The organism is Simkania negevensis Z (assembly GCF_000237205.1).
Lineage (GTDB): Bacteria > Chlamydiota > Chlamydiia > Chlamydiales > Simkaniaceae > Simkania > Simkania negevensis.
In genome coordinates, this window is record NC_015713.1 from 1,130,648 (window position 1) to 1,145,394 (window position 14,747).

Here is a 14,747-nt window from a genome sequence, read left to right on the forward strand (position 1 = left end):
CATGCTTATCGCCACTGGACTTGGGATTATCGGTCTCATTTTAATCTACTTCGAATTCTTTGTGCCCGGGGGAATCCTCGGTGTTATCGGAGGCCTATTTCTTGCCGCAGGTCTTTTTCTTAGCATTTGGGAACAAACCTCGCTCATTTATGCCCTCTTTTATGTGATCGGAGTGATTATCTTTTTCGTGTTGACCATACGACTTGCTCTATGGAAAATTAAACGGACGAGGAACAAAAGCCATTTTTATCTTGGAGACGATCAAGAAGGGTATGTTGCCTCTTCTTATGAAAAAGAACTTGTTGAGAAGACTGGAGAGGCATTAACAGCGCTTAGACCTTCTGGACATATCAAAATCGAAGGAAAACCTTATCAAGCTGTTTCGGAAAGCGGCTACATTAAGAAAGGATCAAAAATTAAAATCATCGGTGGCGAAGGGGCCCGATTTATTGTTAAGGAGGAAGACTTATGATAGGTGAAACTGGTCTCTCAATTGGAATTTATGTGCTTATTTTTGTCTTTGCACTGATTTTTCTGATTTTCTTTTTCATCATTGCAAAGTATGTAAAGCTTTGGTTTCAGGCATTTGTTTCTGGAACACCCATTAATCTGTTCAATATCGTTGGAATGAGTTTGAGGAAAATTCCCCCTCAAATCATTGTCAATGCCCGCATCAACTCTTACAAAGCCGGACTGAAAGGTATTTCGGTTGCAGATCTTGAGACCCACTACCTAGCTGGAGGAAGGGTTCTTGAGGTTGTTCGCGCGATGATTGCGGCCGATAAGGCCAATATCCCTCTTGATTGGAGACAAGCGACAGCGATTGATTTAGCTGGACGTGATATTCTCGATGCCGTTCGTACTTCGGTCAATCCGAAGGTAATCGATTGTCCAACTTCTGACCCCTCAATGTACATCACGGCTGTTGCAAAAGATGGGGTGCAGCTTCTATGCCGCGCTCGTGTCACAGTCCGGACGAACATTAAGCAGCTTGTTGGAGGAGCCACCGAAGAGACGGTGATTGCTCGCGTTGGCGAGGGGATTGTCAATGCCATTGGAGCCTCACAAACACATGCTGATGTCTTGGAAGCTCCTCAATTGATCACCCAACTTGTCCTTGATAAAGGACTCGATGCTCAAACGGCCTTCGAAATCCTCTCCATTGACATTGCCGACATCAGTGTTGGAGAGAACATTGGGGCGAAATTGCGCGCTGATCGGGCAGAATCTGACAAACGGATTGCTCAAGCTAAAGCTGAAGAAAGACGGGCAATGGCTGTTGCTGCAGAGCAAGAAAACATCGCAAAAGTGACCAACATGCGCTCGCTCGTTGTTGAAGCCGAAGCGCAAATTCCTAAAGCGATTGCTGCGGCCTTCCAATCAGGGAATCTAGGTATTTTAGATTATTACCGCATGAAAAATATTCAATCAGATACCCGGATGCGCAACTCGCTAGCAGGGGATGAGCGAGACGAAGAAGATGGAGGGCAGGACGATCTCAAACGGTGATTTTGAAGGGCTGATTCCCTTTCTCATTCTTCTTTTAGTTGGACTTCTTCGCTTGCTGAAAGCAAAGAAAAAGAAAGAAACAGCCCAAAAGCCACCCCTTTTAAGAAGAGGAGCTCCACAACCTCCAAGGGAGCTCCTTCCTCCAGAGCCAGCCCAAGTCCGCAGAGAAATTCGCTCAAAACCACCAGTATCTAAGCATATCCCTCTTCAAGTTAAAAAAGACGAACACTTCTTGCGCAAGGAAAAAAAGATTCGTATTCAGACGCTCGTCAAATCTACAGGCAATAAACGTAAAATGTTTCTTTTGTCTGAAATTTTACGTACACCACATTTTTGAGAGTTTTCTTTGCTTTTTTAACCAAAATTTTATAGCATTTTCTACAAATTTCTTTTGGTGGATATATGACAACGAATAGTTTAACGACAGTATTTTCGCGAGTGATCGATGACAAGCGCTATCTTGGAATTGACGAAACTGACACTGAAGTTAGAGGTCGATTTCAATTTTTCACGGCAAATAAACGTGCAGCAGATGGCAACTTCTATCAAGTTGAGAGACCGAATGGAGCGAAATTGCCTGCGTATTATTATTGCATGGAAGATCGGGCGACCGGTGATGTCTACATTGCTCATCCTGCAGAGTCATTGCCCAAATACTTTGTCGGGGCAGGATTTGGGGCAATTCCTATGACATTAGGCGCTCTTATTTGGAATATTGGAATGATTTTCGTCACGGCTGTGAGCTCTCTATTTGAAGTCTTTCAAGAGATTTATCCGACAAGACATGATGAAGATGTGACAAAGGGTCTTTTAGATCGATTGAAAAATAAAGCCACTGAAAACTATCAAGAAGTGAAAAACCGTTTGACTTGGGCTAAAACCTCTATTGGATATGGCGTAGCGATTGGAGCTGCAGCCCTTCACGCGCTTATGAATTACAATGATGCCCAAACTCTTTTTGAGATGAAAGTTGTGATTGCGCGCATCGAATATTTGTGGAATCGAAAAAAGAATTTTCACAGATCAGCCCTTGTACAACTTAACAATTTTAATATCAAACTCGCCGATAGAATGAAGAAGGATCCAGAGGCCAATCGCGTTGATGTTTCATTAGAGCTGTTCAAGGAAATTCATTGGAACTCTTTTTTCTCTGTAGGGTACATCATGCAATGCTTTCAAAGTCGAGGAAGTCGTGAGGATACGGTGTTTACTTCAGAAACTTCTGATTTTAAAGTAGATATTGAGCATGGTCCTATCCATGTTGAAGCGCCAAAGACTCTACATAAGAGTAAACCCGTGTTTGAAATTTGCCCCGGAAGTCTGAAAAAAACCTACCAAGAGTATGCTGCGTACATGGATCAAGAGACTCCTAGTTGGAGAGTGGGCTTTTAAGTTTAGCTATACTCAAACAACTTCAAAAATTGGTTTTGAAGTTGTTTGAGTATAAACCTTAACAATACAAAGTATTTCCATTTTTTTGTAATTCAAGCAACTTATCTCGAACTGCAAAGCGGTATTTAGCAATCATATTTTGTGCTTCGTTGAGATCTAATTGGTTGAAATCGACCTCAGGATTTTCGAGGCGATGCTCAAGGAAGTAAAGAGCCCACGGGCCACATTGATATCCGTCGGGTTGAAGTTTCTTTTTTATTTTTTCTAAATAGGTATATGGCTTTTCTCCAGGATCATACTTAGTAAATTTGGCAGCAACATCTTTGATCCCTTGGAGTCCTTCTTCATAATTTCCATAATTGATTTTACTGTCATAATATTCAACGGTTCGCTTCTCCCTGTCGATAAATAGTAGTCCCCAATGATTTCCCCCGATGAAAAGAGGATAGGTAATCGACTTATAATCCAAGAAGCTTTTTATCCTTTTTGCTCTAACATCTAAAATATGATAACTATCTTCTTTAAAAAAACGATCTGTCAATCCAGGAAACACATAAGTCCATCCACCAAATGGAAAAAAAACTTCGGGACCGTATTTTTCTTGAAGAAATAAAGAGTAAAGGCCGAGATGTTGATTATTGAGCCAGTTTCTTTCATCTATGAGGAATCTGTCTTTTTCTCCTTTAGGTTCAATTGCTTTAACCTGAGTTTTGGGCTGAATACTTTCAACAGAAGATAGTGAATAGCGACAAATAGCTTTACTTGTGAGCGAAAATGGGATCAAAATTGGAAACGAGTAGTAAATCAAAATTTTAATGATTGTTAAAGCAATACGTTTGTATCTTATCCATGGGTCGAGAATAGTAGAAAGCTTCTCAACACGACGGTATCCAAGCAAGTTGGATAGACCATCAAAATACAAACTTTCCTCAAAAAAATTGAAAATGGGTTGATTTGGACGCTCTGCGCAATCCCAAAATGCAGTCTTCATAGATAACCCCTTAATGAATCGAGGAAATCTTAAATTAGATTAGAATTAAAATCCACACATTAATAACGGTTTATTCAGTTTTCGCTTAATATGACCTGGATGTAAATTCACTCAAATAACTTCAAACATTGGATTTTTAGCTGCGCCAAAGCACCGTAATTTGCCGATTTTAAATGATCTCATATTCCTAATATTAAGCTATTTAAGATCGAAAAATTCTGAAAGCTTTCGCGCTCTTCAAAACCAACTTTTGAAGTTATTTGAGTATAATTCCTATAGATGCTCAAAGTGGTGAGTAGATGGGCTTAAAGGTCTTTGTCAGTGCCTAACCAATCAAGTGTTGCCACGTTTTTGACGTGCAATTGAGATTCTGCTAGAAGGACCTGTTTCCCACCTACCTCAACGAGGTAAAGCATTGACTTGGGACTTAAAGGCCGCTTTTCGAGAATTTTAATCGATTTCATGTAATTGAACGAGCGGAGCCGTCCGTGAGAAATCTTTTTGAACATCCAAACAGTTAAGACCACCAAAACGAGTAATCCTACTAAGACGACGATCGTTTTAATGAAGGCTGTCTCAACAGATTCAGTTGCTTTCTGGATATCGCTATCCTCAGGATGACCTTCTGTTTCCTTTGTCGGAGCAGCTTTGTCATCATGGTCAACAGGTTTTTCTATTTTGGGAGCTTGCTTAGTCGAGTTTTTAGAGGTATCATTCTGATCGGCAATGGTGGTTTGCTGCTGAGTATGCAAAGGTTCCTCTGCAGCTTGCAGGGGTGCCCAAAGAAGAAAGAGAAAAAGAAAACATTGATACCACTTCATAAGGTCCATTCTGATCCCTTCTGTTTTTCCCGTCTAGAGTTTTTTCCCCATATCCTTTAAAATATACCCAACTAACTTTTGAAGTCGTTTGAGAGGATGTCTACAAAGTGCTTTCACTGCTGAGAGCAAAGACTTTGAAGCGCATAGCAAACTTACAAAGTTTGTGAAGCAGCCAATGTTTCGCATAAGGAAAAGATGGTTTTCTTTTGCAGTGAAATGACTTTGTAGACACCCTCTAAGTAGAGGTTCATGATGAAAGGAACTATTGCATTAGATATTGATGGAACGATCACTGCTAAAGATCATATGATCCCTGATCGTGTTGCAGCATATTTTGAAACCCTCCATCGCGATGGATGGAAATTCATTTTGGTGACAGGACGGATCTTCTCTTTTGCGATGATGACACTGACCAAATTGAACTTTCCCTTTTTACTGGGAGTTCAAAACGGAGCTGATTTGCTCATCATGCCAGAGAGAAAGCGGATCAGGAAAAACTATCTCAAACTCGATGTTTTGAAATTGCTAGACGAACTTTATGCGACTGAACAAGGGGATTTTATCGTCTATGCTGGCTATGACAAAGGAGATTTTTGTTATTACCGTCCTACAAAGCACTCGCCTAAAATGCTCACTTATTTGGAGAAATTAACCCGTTTTTGCGCAGAGCCTTGGCAACCGGTTGAGACTTTTGATCTCCACCAGCAAAGTACGTTTCCTCTGGTCAAATGTTTTGGGACGCAAGCAGCATGTGAAGCAATTGAAGAAAAGTTAAAGTCTATCCAGGGGATTCAGACGAGTGTGATTAAAGATCCCATCGACCCCTCGCTCTACTTGGTTCTCGTGACCCATGCCAATGCTAACAAAGGGTCTGCAGTCAAAGATTTTATGGAGAAGTTTTCACTTCCACGTCCACTCATTACTGGAGGCGATGATAACAATGACATCCCACTTCTTCGGGTTGGGGATATGCGTATTGCGATGGATGGAGCACCTGATGCCTTGCAAAACCTAGCCGACATCATTGCTCCTCCAGCTGAAAAAGGGGGAATTGTCGAAGCTCTCCAAGAGGCAATGTCATGATAAAAGTATTAGAAGCTGCCCGAGAAAAAAGGAGCTCTCAAACCGGATTTCTCCATCGAGAAGACTGCATCCCTCTCTACGAAAACCTCTGTTTTGCGCTCGCTCTTTTTCGCACTCATGTTGGCGAACAAGTTGAAGAAGGAAAAATTCTGCTCAGACGTCTTTTTGGATTTTTCTCAAATGGATTTCCACTCTATCTTCACGAATATCCCCAAAAGGGAAGCTCAAGTCATCAAATCCGTTGCGCTTTACCTCTTTATTATTTGCTAAAAAAATACCAACACGTGATCGAACCACCCCTGAAGCAACAGCTTTGCCAGATTTATGAATCCTTAGTTACGGAAGAAGTGAGCTCACCCCTTTATCAAATCTTGCAAAAAGCGATGCGAGGAGAAAAAATTCCAACTTATATTCCTCAATTTTCTCATGAATGGGGGCTTCTCTTACTGGCCTACCAAATTCTCGAAGAAAAGCCTAGCTGGGTTCTCGAAGAGGCATTAGCTCGATGGCATCCTGAGCTCATGGTTTATTCGGGCGAGCCTGTCCAAGAATATCAGCGAGGAAAAGAGCCAGAACTCACTTTATATGACCTTTTTATGGCAGAGTATAGCCAAGCCACATCAAAGCGGATTTCTCAAGTGCATTCTATCCACATTCAAGGAGCTCTTGTGTTTCCATTTCGAGAGAAAAAGACGGCCGCTTTTCCCTCTCCTTTTCAAGTACTGACCCGAAAAGGAGATTGGAATGCCCAAGGGTTTCACCTAATGCGCTTTTTATGGGGAGATGAAGGGCGGATTCGCTCCCTTGTCTGCCAGTCTGACATGGAGCTTCAAAAAAATAGGGATCGTCTTGACTTTATCTATTCACGTGAAGTTCCAAATGAAAAAGAACAGATGGAGCTGACGTTTTTTACAGAGTATGACAGTGAAGCTCAACTTTTTGTTGAAGGAAAGAAACAAACTGTCTTCCATTTAGGGGAGATTGTTGAAATCCGAACGAAAGAAAAGAGAGTAAAACTCCTCTTCAGCTTAGAAAAAGGTGAGGGAATATTCATGGGTCACATTTGTCGAGGGAATCGCCTTGCGCAACTTGCAACAAATGGTCCAAAAGACTTCACTTCGTATGATTGGAAGATTGGTCTGCGGTCCATAGACCGCACACCTGAAACTGTCATTGGCTTACGCATTTTGTAGCGCTTCTTCTTTTGAATCTTCTTTAAGAGAAGGGCTATCTACTGCCACCCCCATCGCATGCAATCCATTGTCAACATACAAGGTAACGCCAGTAATGGCCGACGCAAGAGGTGAAAGGAGGAAACATCCCGTTTTGCCGACTTCTTCTGCTTTTAGCTCTTTCGATAAAGGGGCATTTTGATGAGCGTATTCGATCATTTTTCCAATGAATCCAATCGCTCTTGCCGCACGGCTTCCTAAAGCGCCTGCTGAAATAGCATTGATTCTGATGCCCCACTTGCGGCCGACTTCCCATGCAAGGGTGCGCGTATCACTTTCAAGAGCTGCCTTAGCTGAGCTCATGCCGCCGCCGTAGCCAGGAACTGCTCTCTCAGACGCGAGATAAGTTAGGTTGAGAGCTGAGCTTCCAGGAGGCATGAAAGGACCAAAGAATTTCACTAGGCTGACAAACGAGTAAGCAGACGAGCTCATCGCAGCAAGATACCCAGCGCGCGAAGTTTCAAGGAGAGGCTTTTTCACTTCTGGAGCATTTGCTAAAGAGTGAACGAGGATGTCGATTTGTCCAAAGTCTTTTTCAACTGCAGCAGCCACTTCAGAGAGTGTGTAGCCACTATAGGCTTTGTACCGTTTGTTTTCCCGAATCTCTTCTGGCACATCATCGGGTGTATCAAATGAGGCATCCATGGGGTAAACCTTTGCGATAGTCATGAGAGACCCGTCAGAAAGTTGACGTGACTCATCAAACTTACCAGTTTCCCAGGAAGTAGTAAAAATTTTATAAATGGGGGCCCAAGTGCCGACAATGATTTCAGCGCCCGCTTCAGCTAAGGCTTTTGCAATCGCCCAGCCGTAACCTTGATCATCTCCAATTCCTGCAACAAAGGCCTTTTTTCCCTTCAGATCCATTCCTAGCATCGTGAGTACCTCATTTTTAAAAAAAGAGAATAATATCATCTTTCGAAGCAATCCGCAATCTCAATTCTCCTTTTGTCAATAATATAATTAAACAGAAGTATTTTATTTTCATTTTTGTTAAAATCTTCCCATTAAATTTTATTTGTGAGGTAAAATGACTGGTTTAGTCTCAAATGTTGATGTTAATAGACGTCCCGACCCTATTTTTAGTCGCATAGACTTTATCTCTTCAGAAAATCTTAAGCGGATTGCTCTCATTGCGATTCCATTTTTAAGCTTACACCAAGGAATAGCAACGGCAATTTCATTAGGTTCAGGCGCAGGACAAGTTTATAAGCACTTACAAGAAGAATCGCCCGATGTGAAGAAAATTGCAATGCTCGTTGGAACTGCTGCTCTCTTCTTTTTCAATCCGATGCTTGGGCTTTTCCTCACTCATGGAACAACTCTTGCTATGGATGTCTCGCAGATTGCATCTGATATTTTAGAAGGGAAGACTGAGTCAATTTTTGATCGCGGAGAGCAAATGCTTTCAACTGCACTCTACCTTGCATCCGCATACTACGGCACTCCACTTCTCACCGCAGTATCACTTCTTTTCCAAGCCTATAAAGAATTCCGAGAAGCGGTAGGGGAATATCAAGAGGGGCGGTATCTCGAAATGGCTGCCAAATTTTTCATGGGGATCATTCGAAGCGCAAAAGCTAAAGCGCAAGCCGTCGAGTTTTATCGCGATAAGTTTGGAAAAGAGATGACCCAAAACGATTGGGATAAGGTCATAGAGGAGCTTAAGCAAAGAATTGAAGAGGGTAAAGGATCTGAAGAAGAGCTTAACCAACCTTTTATGACTCAAACGGCATGGAATTTAATCAAAGACTGTTTATGGGGTGAAAGTGACTTTGAATCACTTCTAAATAGGCATAATTTCCGGCGTGAAATTCAAGGGATTAAAATTGGTGACCAAAGCTTTGATGACTTGACGTTTCGCAACATTTCTTTTATCGACTGTCAAATAGAAGAGGCGAGTTTTGAGGAAGCAACTCTTGATAATGTCCGTTTTGATAAATGTATGTTGCAAAGTGTTTCTTTTATTAAAACTGTAATGAATAGAGTTTTCATTACAGAGAGCGATTTTTCTAGAGCGAACTTTTTCCAAGCAAAAATGACCAATTGCTCTTTTCTTCAATCCGATTTGAGCCGCGCCTCTTTTAATGAAACCCTTTTAGATTCTGTTGAAATCGTCTCTTCAAAGCTTTTTGGAGCGAACTTTTTAAAGGCTGATGTCTTGCAGTCAATCATGAAAACATGTGATTTAACCGATGTATTGCTCGTCGATGCCAAGGATAAATTCACGTATGAAAACTGCACAGAGCATCGGATCACACGCCCAGTGATTGCACTAGGTTGGTCGTTTGAGAGCTACTCTTGGGCAACTGATGTCAATGATGCCCTTGAGAATCGAGGGGCACTCGTCTTAAAGCATCCTTTTGAGGTATCAGATATTTCGTATGACTTATCAGAAGAAGTACAAAACGGGATTGCAGCCTATGAAAATCAAAATCTCAGCATTCCCCAGCACCTCATGACAAATGGTCCATGGGGCACTGAAACTCAGAAAATCTACGATGAAGCAAAGCTGATTGCAGACCATGCCGATGGAGTGATCATTCCTGGAGGAGCTGATGTTGAAGAAGAGTTTTACAATCCTAATTATCCTCTTTATGACTATTACAATCGCTACGGAAAAAGCATAAAAGAGTACGCCCTCATTCATGAATTTGTGACGCGCAAAAAGCCCCTTATGGGAATTTGCCGTGGGATGCAAATCACCAATACTTATTTCAAAGGGGGGACTATTAAAAACGTGAGCGATCAATTTGGCGAGCAAATACTAGAGCTACAACCGACAAAAGCTGGAGATACTTTTCGCGGAATCATTGGCGAAGAACTTTGGGGTTCGTCCGCTCATTCACAAGCAGTAGACCAACTTGGAGAAGGGTTGGAAGTGGCGCTGAAGGCGGGCGGAGTCATCAAAGCAGCTATAGGTCTAGATGGCAATGTTTTACTCACCCAATTTCATCCTGAACGTTTTATCCGATGTGACCAAGTTGAAAAAGGTATAGAAAGTGGAGATCCCGAGTTCCAACAAGGGCTTTCAATGCAAGGTCTTATTTCAATGTACAATGAAGACGGGGTATTGATGCCTACTTTGAGGCTTAATGAAAACAGGCAGATTGAACTCAATCGGCAAGCTCTTGAGGAATGGATCCGTCGCTATGAAGAATGCATCAATGCAGTTGTAAAGGGGATTTTACAGCTGAAAAACAACCATAAGATCATTGATTATTTTTTAAGTCGAACAGTCAGCAAAATAGAAACAGCAGCTCCAGCAGCTTAAACCCGGCGGTTCCAGCCTTCTGCTGTAAGGAATCGATCGTTTGGGATCTTGATGATCACCCGCTTCTTTTTTGGAAGCTCAGGGACTTGAACTTGAATTTCAGGAGTTGAAATAGATTCTTTTTTTGTCTCAATATTTGTCTTTGGGGCAGCTTTTTTACATGTGACAACTTTCTTTTTAGGTGCAACTTTTTTCTTTTTGACAACTTTTTTCTTGGCGGCCGTTTTTTTCACAGCTTTCTTTTTCGCTGTAGCTTTTTTGACTACCCGTTTTCTTGGAGTGGTTTTCTGTTTAGCAACTTTTTTCTTGGGAGTTGTCACTTTCTTTCGGGCAGGAGCCTTTTTCAGAGTTGCTTTTTTGCGTTTTGGTGGAGCAGCTTTCTTAGGCTTAGTTGTTTTCGCTACTTTTTTGCGTTTAAATATATTCTTTAAAATCATGTCTCGAAAATAATTTCATATAATTTTCAAATATCATAGTTTCAATTGCGATTAATTTCAAGTCTGAGCGAGAGTTAAATAAATAGTTTGGCAGAAAGGCTCTTCAAATGTATTATATTATGAATAGCTTGGGTGGTGATAGTGGGAAATTCAAGATTGTGCTATCCTTCTTTTCCTGAGTACTTTGAAGGACATGATGAAGTTTGTTAAGGCAGAAGCCTTTGAAAAACAATTAGATGAATCGCTTCCTGAGCATCCTTCTCCTCTTTACGGGGTGGCGCTCGAAGACCCTTTTGAACGGCAGTTTGTGATTGAAAGACTGATTCAGCAAATCGGCGGTGAAGCTCATTGGATGCGCAGCAGTGAAACCTCTCTTGCAACTTTTATAGAGGAGTTAGATTCTCCTTCTCTTTTTGCTTCGAAAAGAGTTCTAATCTATGACGAGGTTGAAAAGATCAAGAAAGGGGAGTTTATTGAAACCAGACTAACGGACCTGCCCGACGGCATGCATGTGATCTGTGGAGGGAGTGAGATTGGTTTTTATGAGCCCCTCAAAAAAGAGATGGTCTTTCTTGATCTATCTCAGGAAAAGCCTTGGGAACGGACAAATCGATTAAAACGTTGGCTTCTTCAAGAAGTGAAGCGAGGCGGCAAGATGATGTCTGCAGATGCAGCTGCCTATCTTTCTGAGTTTTGCTCAACTAATTTTGAAGCTCTAATACAAGAAGTGCAAAAACTCATAACTTACGTTGGCGATGCCCCTGAAATTGATTTGCAAGCTGTGCGCGCAATTGCAACCCTTCAAGTTTCCCAAAAAGGATGGCAACTTTCCGAAGCGATGATTTGGGGTGGTGACATCCATTTTCCGACATTGCACCGGTTAGACGGACAAGAACTCTATTCATTTCTTGGCCAACTCCGTTACCAACTCCAGTTGGGGCTCGTCATTGCATCGTGCATGAAAAGAAAAGAAGAGCAGCAACTCTTGCAAGAGTATCCCAAGCTTCCGCAGAAATCTCTCGATCGATATAAACGACTCGCCGAAACACTTTCTGTTGACTATTTTAAGGAAGGCCTCAAAGATCTTTTTGAACTTGAATTGCAATCGAGGATGAAAGTTGCAGATCTGCCTCTTCTCTTCGACCGCTTTATTGGAGGACTTATACTCAAACAACTTAAAAAATCGGCTTTAGATAACGCCAAAGTTTTCGGAATACGTCGATCTTAAGTGATTTCAGAAATGTGAGATCACTCAATCCAATTTTTGAAGTTGTTTGAATATAAAACCCGGATGGCTAATGGTTAAAGGATTGATACTACTTCCCAATGCACTTGATCCCGAACTTGATTCAAGAGGATTTATCACCCCTGTTTTGTCAGATGTTGTTCCTCTTTTGACTGGAATCATTGCAGAGAGTGAAAAGGGGGCGCGCGTCTTTTTGAAACGGTTCTCTTATGAAGAACCTAAAACATTTCGGGATGTGCCTATTCATCTTCTCAATGAGCACTCTACAAATGAAGACCTTCAACATCTCCTCAAGCTTTTAAAAGGCGGAGGAAGTTGGGGATTGATTTCTGACTGTGGGCTACCTGTATTAGCCGATCCAGGGGCTCAACTTGTTCAGCTTGCAAGAAGAGAAAACATCCCTGTTCAAGCGTACCCAGGACCCTCATCGATCGTCTTAGCTTTAATGCTTTCAGGTCTTTCTGGCCAAGCTTTTACCTTTCACGGTTACCTACCTCGTGAGCCCAAACCATTGAAGAATAAAGTCGCCCTTATTGAAAAACTCAAAGATCAGTCTCATATCTTTATTGAGGCTCCTTACCGAACAGAAAAACTTCTCTCAGTCTTGCTTGAGGAGTTAAGTGATGAGACGACACTTTGTGTTGCTTGGAACTTGACTTTGCCCGATCAAGAAGTGATTGTGAAGAAAGTGAAGGGCTGGAAAAAAGGGCTTGTTCCAGACTTAAAGAAAAAACCAGCAGTATTTGTTGTAGGGGCATGATGTTTAAATTATCCGATGAAGAGTGGAAAAAACGGCTCACTCCTGAAGAGTATAAAGTGCTCAGAAAAAAGGGGACAGAGCCTCCTTTTACAGGAAAGTATTACGATCACCATGAAAAGGGGAGTTACTGCTGCGCAGGGTGTGAAATGCCTCTTTTTTCTTCGGAAGATAAATTTGACTCGGGTACAGGCTGGCCGAGTTATACCAAGCCCATCTCCCCTGATGCTGTCTCATATCGTGAAGATCGCTCTTTATTTAGCGTCCGTATTGAAGTCTTATGCAGCAACTGCGAGTCGCACCTAGGACATGTCTTTGAGGATGGACCACCACCTACAGGCAAAAGATATTGTATGAACTCGACTTCTTTAAAATTTAAAGGATGATTTCTTCTGCGACAGAGTCATAAAAAAGTCGCCCCTTTTCCGTTAGACAGATTTGGTGATCATTCTGCAGAATGAAACCTTCATTTTGAAGTTTCTCAAGAATGGGTTTTGCCGTTGATGGAAGGGGAAATGTCCTTAGATTCACCCCTCGATGGAGGCGCAAGTGGACGGCCAGTTGCTCGTGAAGATTGGCTGGATAGGGAAGACACTCTTCGAAGCCAATAGGGACTTTCCCTTGGTTTAAAATTTCAGAGTACCGTTTAAGATGGCAGACATTTTGAAACCGCTTTCCATTCCAAAAGCTAAAAGCTGAGGGACCAAACCCCAAAAACGGACGGCCTGTCCAATAGCCTGTGTTGTGAATCGCTTCGTATCCCTCTTTGGCAAAAGCCGAGATTTCATACCGCTTAAGCCCTGATGCCTCTAACTTTGAGCAGGCCATTTCTAACATTTGAGTGCAAGCTTCTGGAGGAGGAAGGTGGGGACGCAGCTTTTTTTCGTTTTTTGTAAAGACGGTATTTTTCTCAAAGGTGAGGTTGTAAAGAGAAAGGTGGGTGATGGGAAGTTGAGTAGCTCGATCTAAGGTGTTTTCCCAACTTTCTAAAGTTTGATGGGGCAGTTCATCCATCAAGTCGATGGTGATGTTTTCAATTCCTTCATGAGCAATTATCTCAACGGCCTTTATCCCTTCCTCAGCAGTGTGACCCCGTCCGAGGACTTTTAGGAGCTCTTCATCAAGAGATTGAATGCCCACGCTCAGGCGATTGACCCCCATTGTCTTAAAACGGCGGATGAGCTCAGAAGTGATTTGTTCAGGATTGGCTTCGACAGTGATTTCACAGTTCGGGGAGAGTTTCAAGAGGGCTGCCCTTTCTAGGAGTGTTTCAATCACTCCAGGCGCAAGGGAGGGGGTCCCTCCTCCAAAATAGAGGGAGGTAATCTCATGCTTTTGAATCAGGGGGAGACGAAGCTCCCACTCTTTGAGTAGGGCCTGCTGAAAAGCAGCGTGGCTTTGATCTTGCATGGGGACAACAAAAAAGTGGCAGTAAGGGCACTTTTTTTGGCAAAAGGGAATGTGAAAGTAAAGGGAGATCACCACGAATCTGAGTCGGGGTCTTCTAAGATTCCACGACGCCAACGGTTTTTGTCACTGAAAGGATCGTCTTCCTCTTCTTCGTCGTCATACATCGTCGATTCTCCAGTCCCTTCGTCCGACATGGTGGTACTTTCTGTGTCGTAAGATTCAGTTTCTAAGTCAAGACCTGCATCTGTGAGGCCGCTATCACCTTCCATATCAACGCCGGGCATCGTGTGAGGTTCTTGATAGGCTTGGCGAGACTGAGGGTTCCGCTTAGGGACGCTATACTCTTCGCTATCACCGTTTTCCTTTAAGGCACGCAGGCGATCTTTTTCTTCTTCGATTTTCTTGGCGAGGGCATCGATTTCACGCTGATGTTTTTCGAGATCTTTTTTGGGGACAAGTCCTAGTTTCATCCACTCGTCGAGGTCTTGAAGCTCTAACTCTAATTTCTTTAACCTTTCACTTTTAATCATGAGAATATCAAAATGTTGTAAATTTTTCGTCTAGGGTAGCAACTGCTTCAAAAAAATGGAAGAGC

At 42.3% G+C, this 14,747-nt stretch carries 16 protein-coding genes; 10 read left to right on the forward strand and 6 right to left on the reverse strand.

Annotated features, from left to right (window positions below; translation table 11 throughout):
• Position 1: 1 nt before the first annotated feature.
• The 4 genes from SNE_RS05810 to SNE_RS05825 all read left to right on the forward strand — a co-directional run bounded on the left by SNE_RS05810 (position 2) and on the right by SNE_RS05825 (position 2,901).
• Positions 2–472, forward strand: a complete 471-nt coding sequence (locus tag SNE_RS05810; protein WP_013943434.1) for an NfeD family protein — start codon at positions 2–4, stop codon at positions 470–472.
• Complete coding sequence (gene floA, locus SNE_RS05815; protein ID WP_013943435.1) at positions 469–1,509, forward strand: flotillin-like protein FloA; 1,041 nt, start codon at positions 469–471, stop codon at positions 1,507–1,509. Before SNE_RS05810 ends, floA begins: the two co-directional genes overlap by 4 nt.
• Positions 1,463–1,846 carry a hypothetical protein gene (locus SNE_RS05820; protein WP_148258966.1) on the forward strand — a complete coding sequence of 128 codons (384 nt, stop codon included), beginning with the start codon at positions 1,463–1,465 and terminating at the stop codon, positions 1,844–1,846. Before floA ends, SNE_RS05820 begins: the two co-directional genes overlap by 47 nt.
• A gap of 65 nt (positions 1,847–1,911) precedes the next feature.
• Positions 1,912–2,901 (forward strand): hypothetical protein, encoded by a 990-nt coding sequence (locus SNE_RS05825; RefSeq protein ID WP_013943437.1) that lies wholly within the window; start codon positions 1,912–1,914, stop codon positions 2,899–2,901.
• A 58-nt stretch (positions 2,902–2,959) separates the two neighbouring features.
• Here the strand turns inward: SNE_RS05825 and SNE_RS05830 are convergent, their stop codons facing one another.
• Complete coding sequence (locus SNE_RS05830) at positions 2,960–3,892, reverse strand: deubiquitinase and deneddylase ChlaDub2 (protein WP_013943438.1); 933 nt, start codon at positions 3,890–3,892, stop codon at positions 2,960–2,962.
• A gap of 305 nt (positions 3,893–4,197) precedes the next feature.
• The gene (locus tag SNE_RS12265; RefSeq protein WP_013943439.1) at positions 4,198–4,722 is read right to left on the reverse strand and encodes a flagellar biosynthetic protein FliO; all 525 of its coding nucleotides are present in this window, start codon (positions 4,720–4,722) and stop codon (positions 4,198–4,200) included.
• Between the two features lie 240 nt (positions 4,723–4,962).
• On the opposite strand from SNE_RS12265, the gene SNE_RS05840 reads away from it, so the two are divergent.
• Together SNE_RS05840 and SNE_RS05845 are read left to right on the forward strand one after the other, a co-directional pair.
• Positions 4,963–5,796, forward strand: a complete 834-nt coding sequence (locus SNE_RS05840) for an HAD hydrolase family protein (protein WP_013943441.1) — start codon at positions 4,963–4,965, stop codon at positions 5,794–5,796.
• Positions 5,793–6,989 (forward strand): hypothetical protein, encoded by a 1,197-nt coding sequence (locus SNE_RS05845; RefSeq protein WP_013943442.1) that lies wholly within the window; start codon positions 5,793–5,795, stop codon positions 6,987–6,989. The genes SNE_RS05840 and SNE_RS05845 overlap by 4 nt, the downstream gene beginning before the upstream one ends.
• Here the strand turns inward: SNE_RS05845 and SNE_RS05850 are convergent.
• Positions 6,975–7,904 carry an enoyl-[acyl-carrier-protein] reductase gene (locus SNE_RS05850; protein WP_041418840.1) on the reverse strand — a complete coding sequence of 310 codons (930 nt, stop codon included), beginning with the start codon at positions 7,902–7,904 and terminating at the stop codon, positions 6,975–6,977. The genes SNE_RS05845 and SNE_RS05850 overlap by 15 nt on opposite strands.
• 154 nt (positions 7,905–8,058) lie before the next feature.
• Here SNE_RS05850 and SNE_RS05855 point away from each other — a divergent pair, with 154 nt between their 5' ends.
• Positions 8,059–10,302: a gamma-glutamyl-gamma-aminobutyrate hydrolase family protein gene (locus tag SNE_RS05855; RefSeq protein WP_013943444.1), complete on the forward strand. Its 2,244-nt coding sequence runs from the start codon at positions 8,059–8,061 to the stop codon at positions 10,300–10,302.
• Here the strand turns inward: SNE_RS05855 and SNE_RS12270 are convergent.
• Positions 10,299–10,739 carry a hypothetical protein gene (locus tag SNE_RS12270; RefSeq protein ID WP_013943445.1) on the reverse strand — a complete coding sequence of 147 codons (441 nt, stop codon included), beginning with the start codon at positions 10,737–10,739 and terminating at the stop codon, positions 10,299–10,301. The two genes, SNE_RS05855 and SNE_RS12270, sit on opposite strands and share 4 nt — an antisense overlap.
• Before the next feature lie 193 nt (positions 10,740–10,932).
• On the opposite strand from SNE_RS12270, the gene holA reads away from it, so the two are divergent.
• The 3 genes from holA (at position 10,933) to msrB (ending at position 13,128) form a co-directional block, all read left to right on the forward strand.
• Positions 10,933–11,967 carry a DNA polymerase III subunit delta gene (gene holA, locus SNE_RS05865; protein ID WP_013943446.1) on the forward strand — a complete coding sequence of 345 codons (1,035 nt, stop codon included), beginning with the start codon at positions 10,933–10,935 and terminating at the stop codon, positions 11,965–11,967.
• A 70-nt stretch (positions 11,968–12,037) separates the two neighbouring features.
• Positions 12,038–12,745, forward strand: a complete 708-nt coding sequence (locus SNE_RS05870) for an SAM-dependent methyltransferase (protein WP_013943447.1) — start codon at positions 12,038–12,040, stop codon at positions 12,743–12,745.
• Positions 12,745–13,128, forward strand: coding sequence for a peptide-methionine (R)-S-oxide reductase MsrB (msrB, locus tag SNE_RS05875; protein ID WP_013943448.1), 384 nt, complete (start codon positions 12,745–12,747; stop codon positions 13,126–13,128). Before SNE_RS05870 ends, msrB begins: the two co-directional genes overlap by 1 nt.
• On the opposite strand, the gene hemW is transcribed toward msrB, so the two are convergent.
• On the reverse strand, positions 13,118–14,224 hold the full coding sequence (hemW, locus tag SNE_RS05880; RefSeq protein ID WP_158307216.1) for a radical SAM family heme chaperone HemW: 1,107 nt from the start codon (positions 14,222–14,224) through the stop codon (positions 13,118–13,120). The two genes, msrB and hemW, sit on opposite strands and share 11 nt — an antisense overlap.
• Positions 14,221–14,679 carry a hypothetical protein gene (locus tag SNE_RS05885; RefSeq protein ID WP_041419303.1) on the reverse strand — a complete coding sequence of 153 codons (459 nt, stop codon included), beginning with the start codon at positions 14,677–14,679 and terminating at the stop codon, positions 14,221–14,223. Before SNE_RS05885 ends, hemW begins: the two co-directional genes overlap by 4 nt.
• Positions 14,680–14,747 lie beyond the last annotated feature (68 nt).

Excerpts from the sequence above, each read along its gene's own strand:
- SNE_RS05810 (WP_013943434.1), top strand. The coding sequence starts at position 2 with ATGCTTATCGCCACTGGACTTGGGATTATCGGTCTCATTTTAATCTAC.
- floA (WP_013943435.1), top strand. The coding sequence starts at position 469 with ATGATAGGTGAAACTGGTCTCTCAATTGGAATTTATGTGCTTATTTTT.
- SNE_RS05820 (WP_148258966.1), top strand. The coding sequence starts at position 1,463 with ATGAGCGAGACGAAGAAGATGGAGGGCAGGACGATCTCAAACGGTGAT.
- SNE_RS05825 (WP_013943437.1), top strand. The coding sequence starts at position 1,912 with ATGACAACGAATAGTTTAACGACAGTATTTTCGCGAGTGATCGATGAC.
- SNE_RS05830 (WP_013943438.1), bottom strand. The coding sequence starts at position 3,892 with ATGAAGACTGCATTTTGGGATTGCGCAGAGCGTCCAAATCAACCCATT.
- SNE_RS12265 (WP_013943439.1), bottom strand. The coding sequence starts at position 4,722 with ATGGACCTTATGAAGTGGTATCAATGTTTTCTTTTTCTCTTTCTTCTT.
- SNE_RS05840 (WP_013943441.1), top strand. The coding sequence starts at position 4,963 with ATGATGAAAGGAACTATTGCATTAGATATTGATGGAACGATCACTGCT.
- SNE_RS05845 (WP_013943442.1), top strand. The coding sequence starts at position 5,793 with ATGATAAAAGTATTAGAAGCTGCCCGAGAAAAAAGGAGCTCTCAAACC.
- SNE_RS05850 (WP_041418840.1), bottom strand. The coding sequence starts at position 7,904 with ATGCTAGGAATGGATCTGAAGGGAAAAAAGGCCTTTGTTGCAGGAATT.
- SNE_RS05855 (WP_013943444.1), top strand. The coding sequence starts at position 8,059 with ATGACTGGTTTAGTCTCAAATGTTGATGTTAATAGACGTCCCGACCCT.
- SNE_RS12270 (WP_013943445.1), bottom strand. The coding sequence starts at position 10,739 with ATGATTTTAAAGAATATATTTAAACGCAAAAAAGTAGCGAAAACAACT.
- holA (WP_013943446.1), top strand. The coding sequence starts at position 10,933 with ATGATGAAGTTTGTTAAGGCAGAAGCCTTTGAAAAACAATTAGATGAA.
- SNE_RS05870 (WP_013943447.1), top strand. The coding sequence starts at position 12,038 with ATGGTTAAAGGATTGATACTACTTCCCAATGCACTTGATCCCGAACTT.
- msrB (WP_013943448.1), top strand. The coding sequence starts at position 12,745 with ATGTTTAAATTATCCGATGAAGAGTGGAAAAAACGGCTCACTCCTGAA.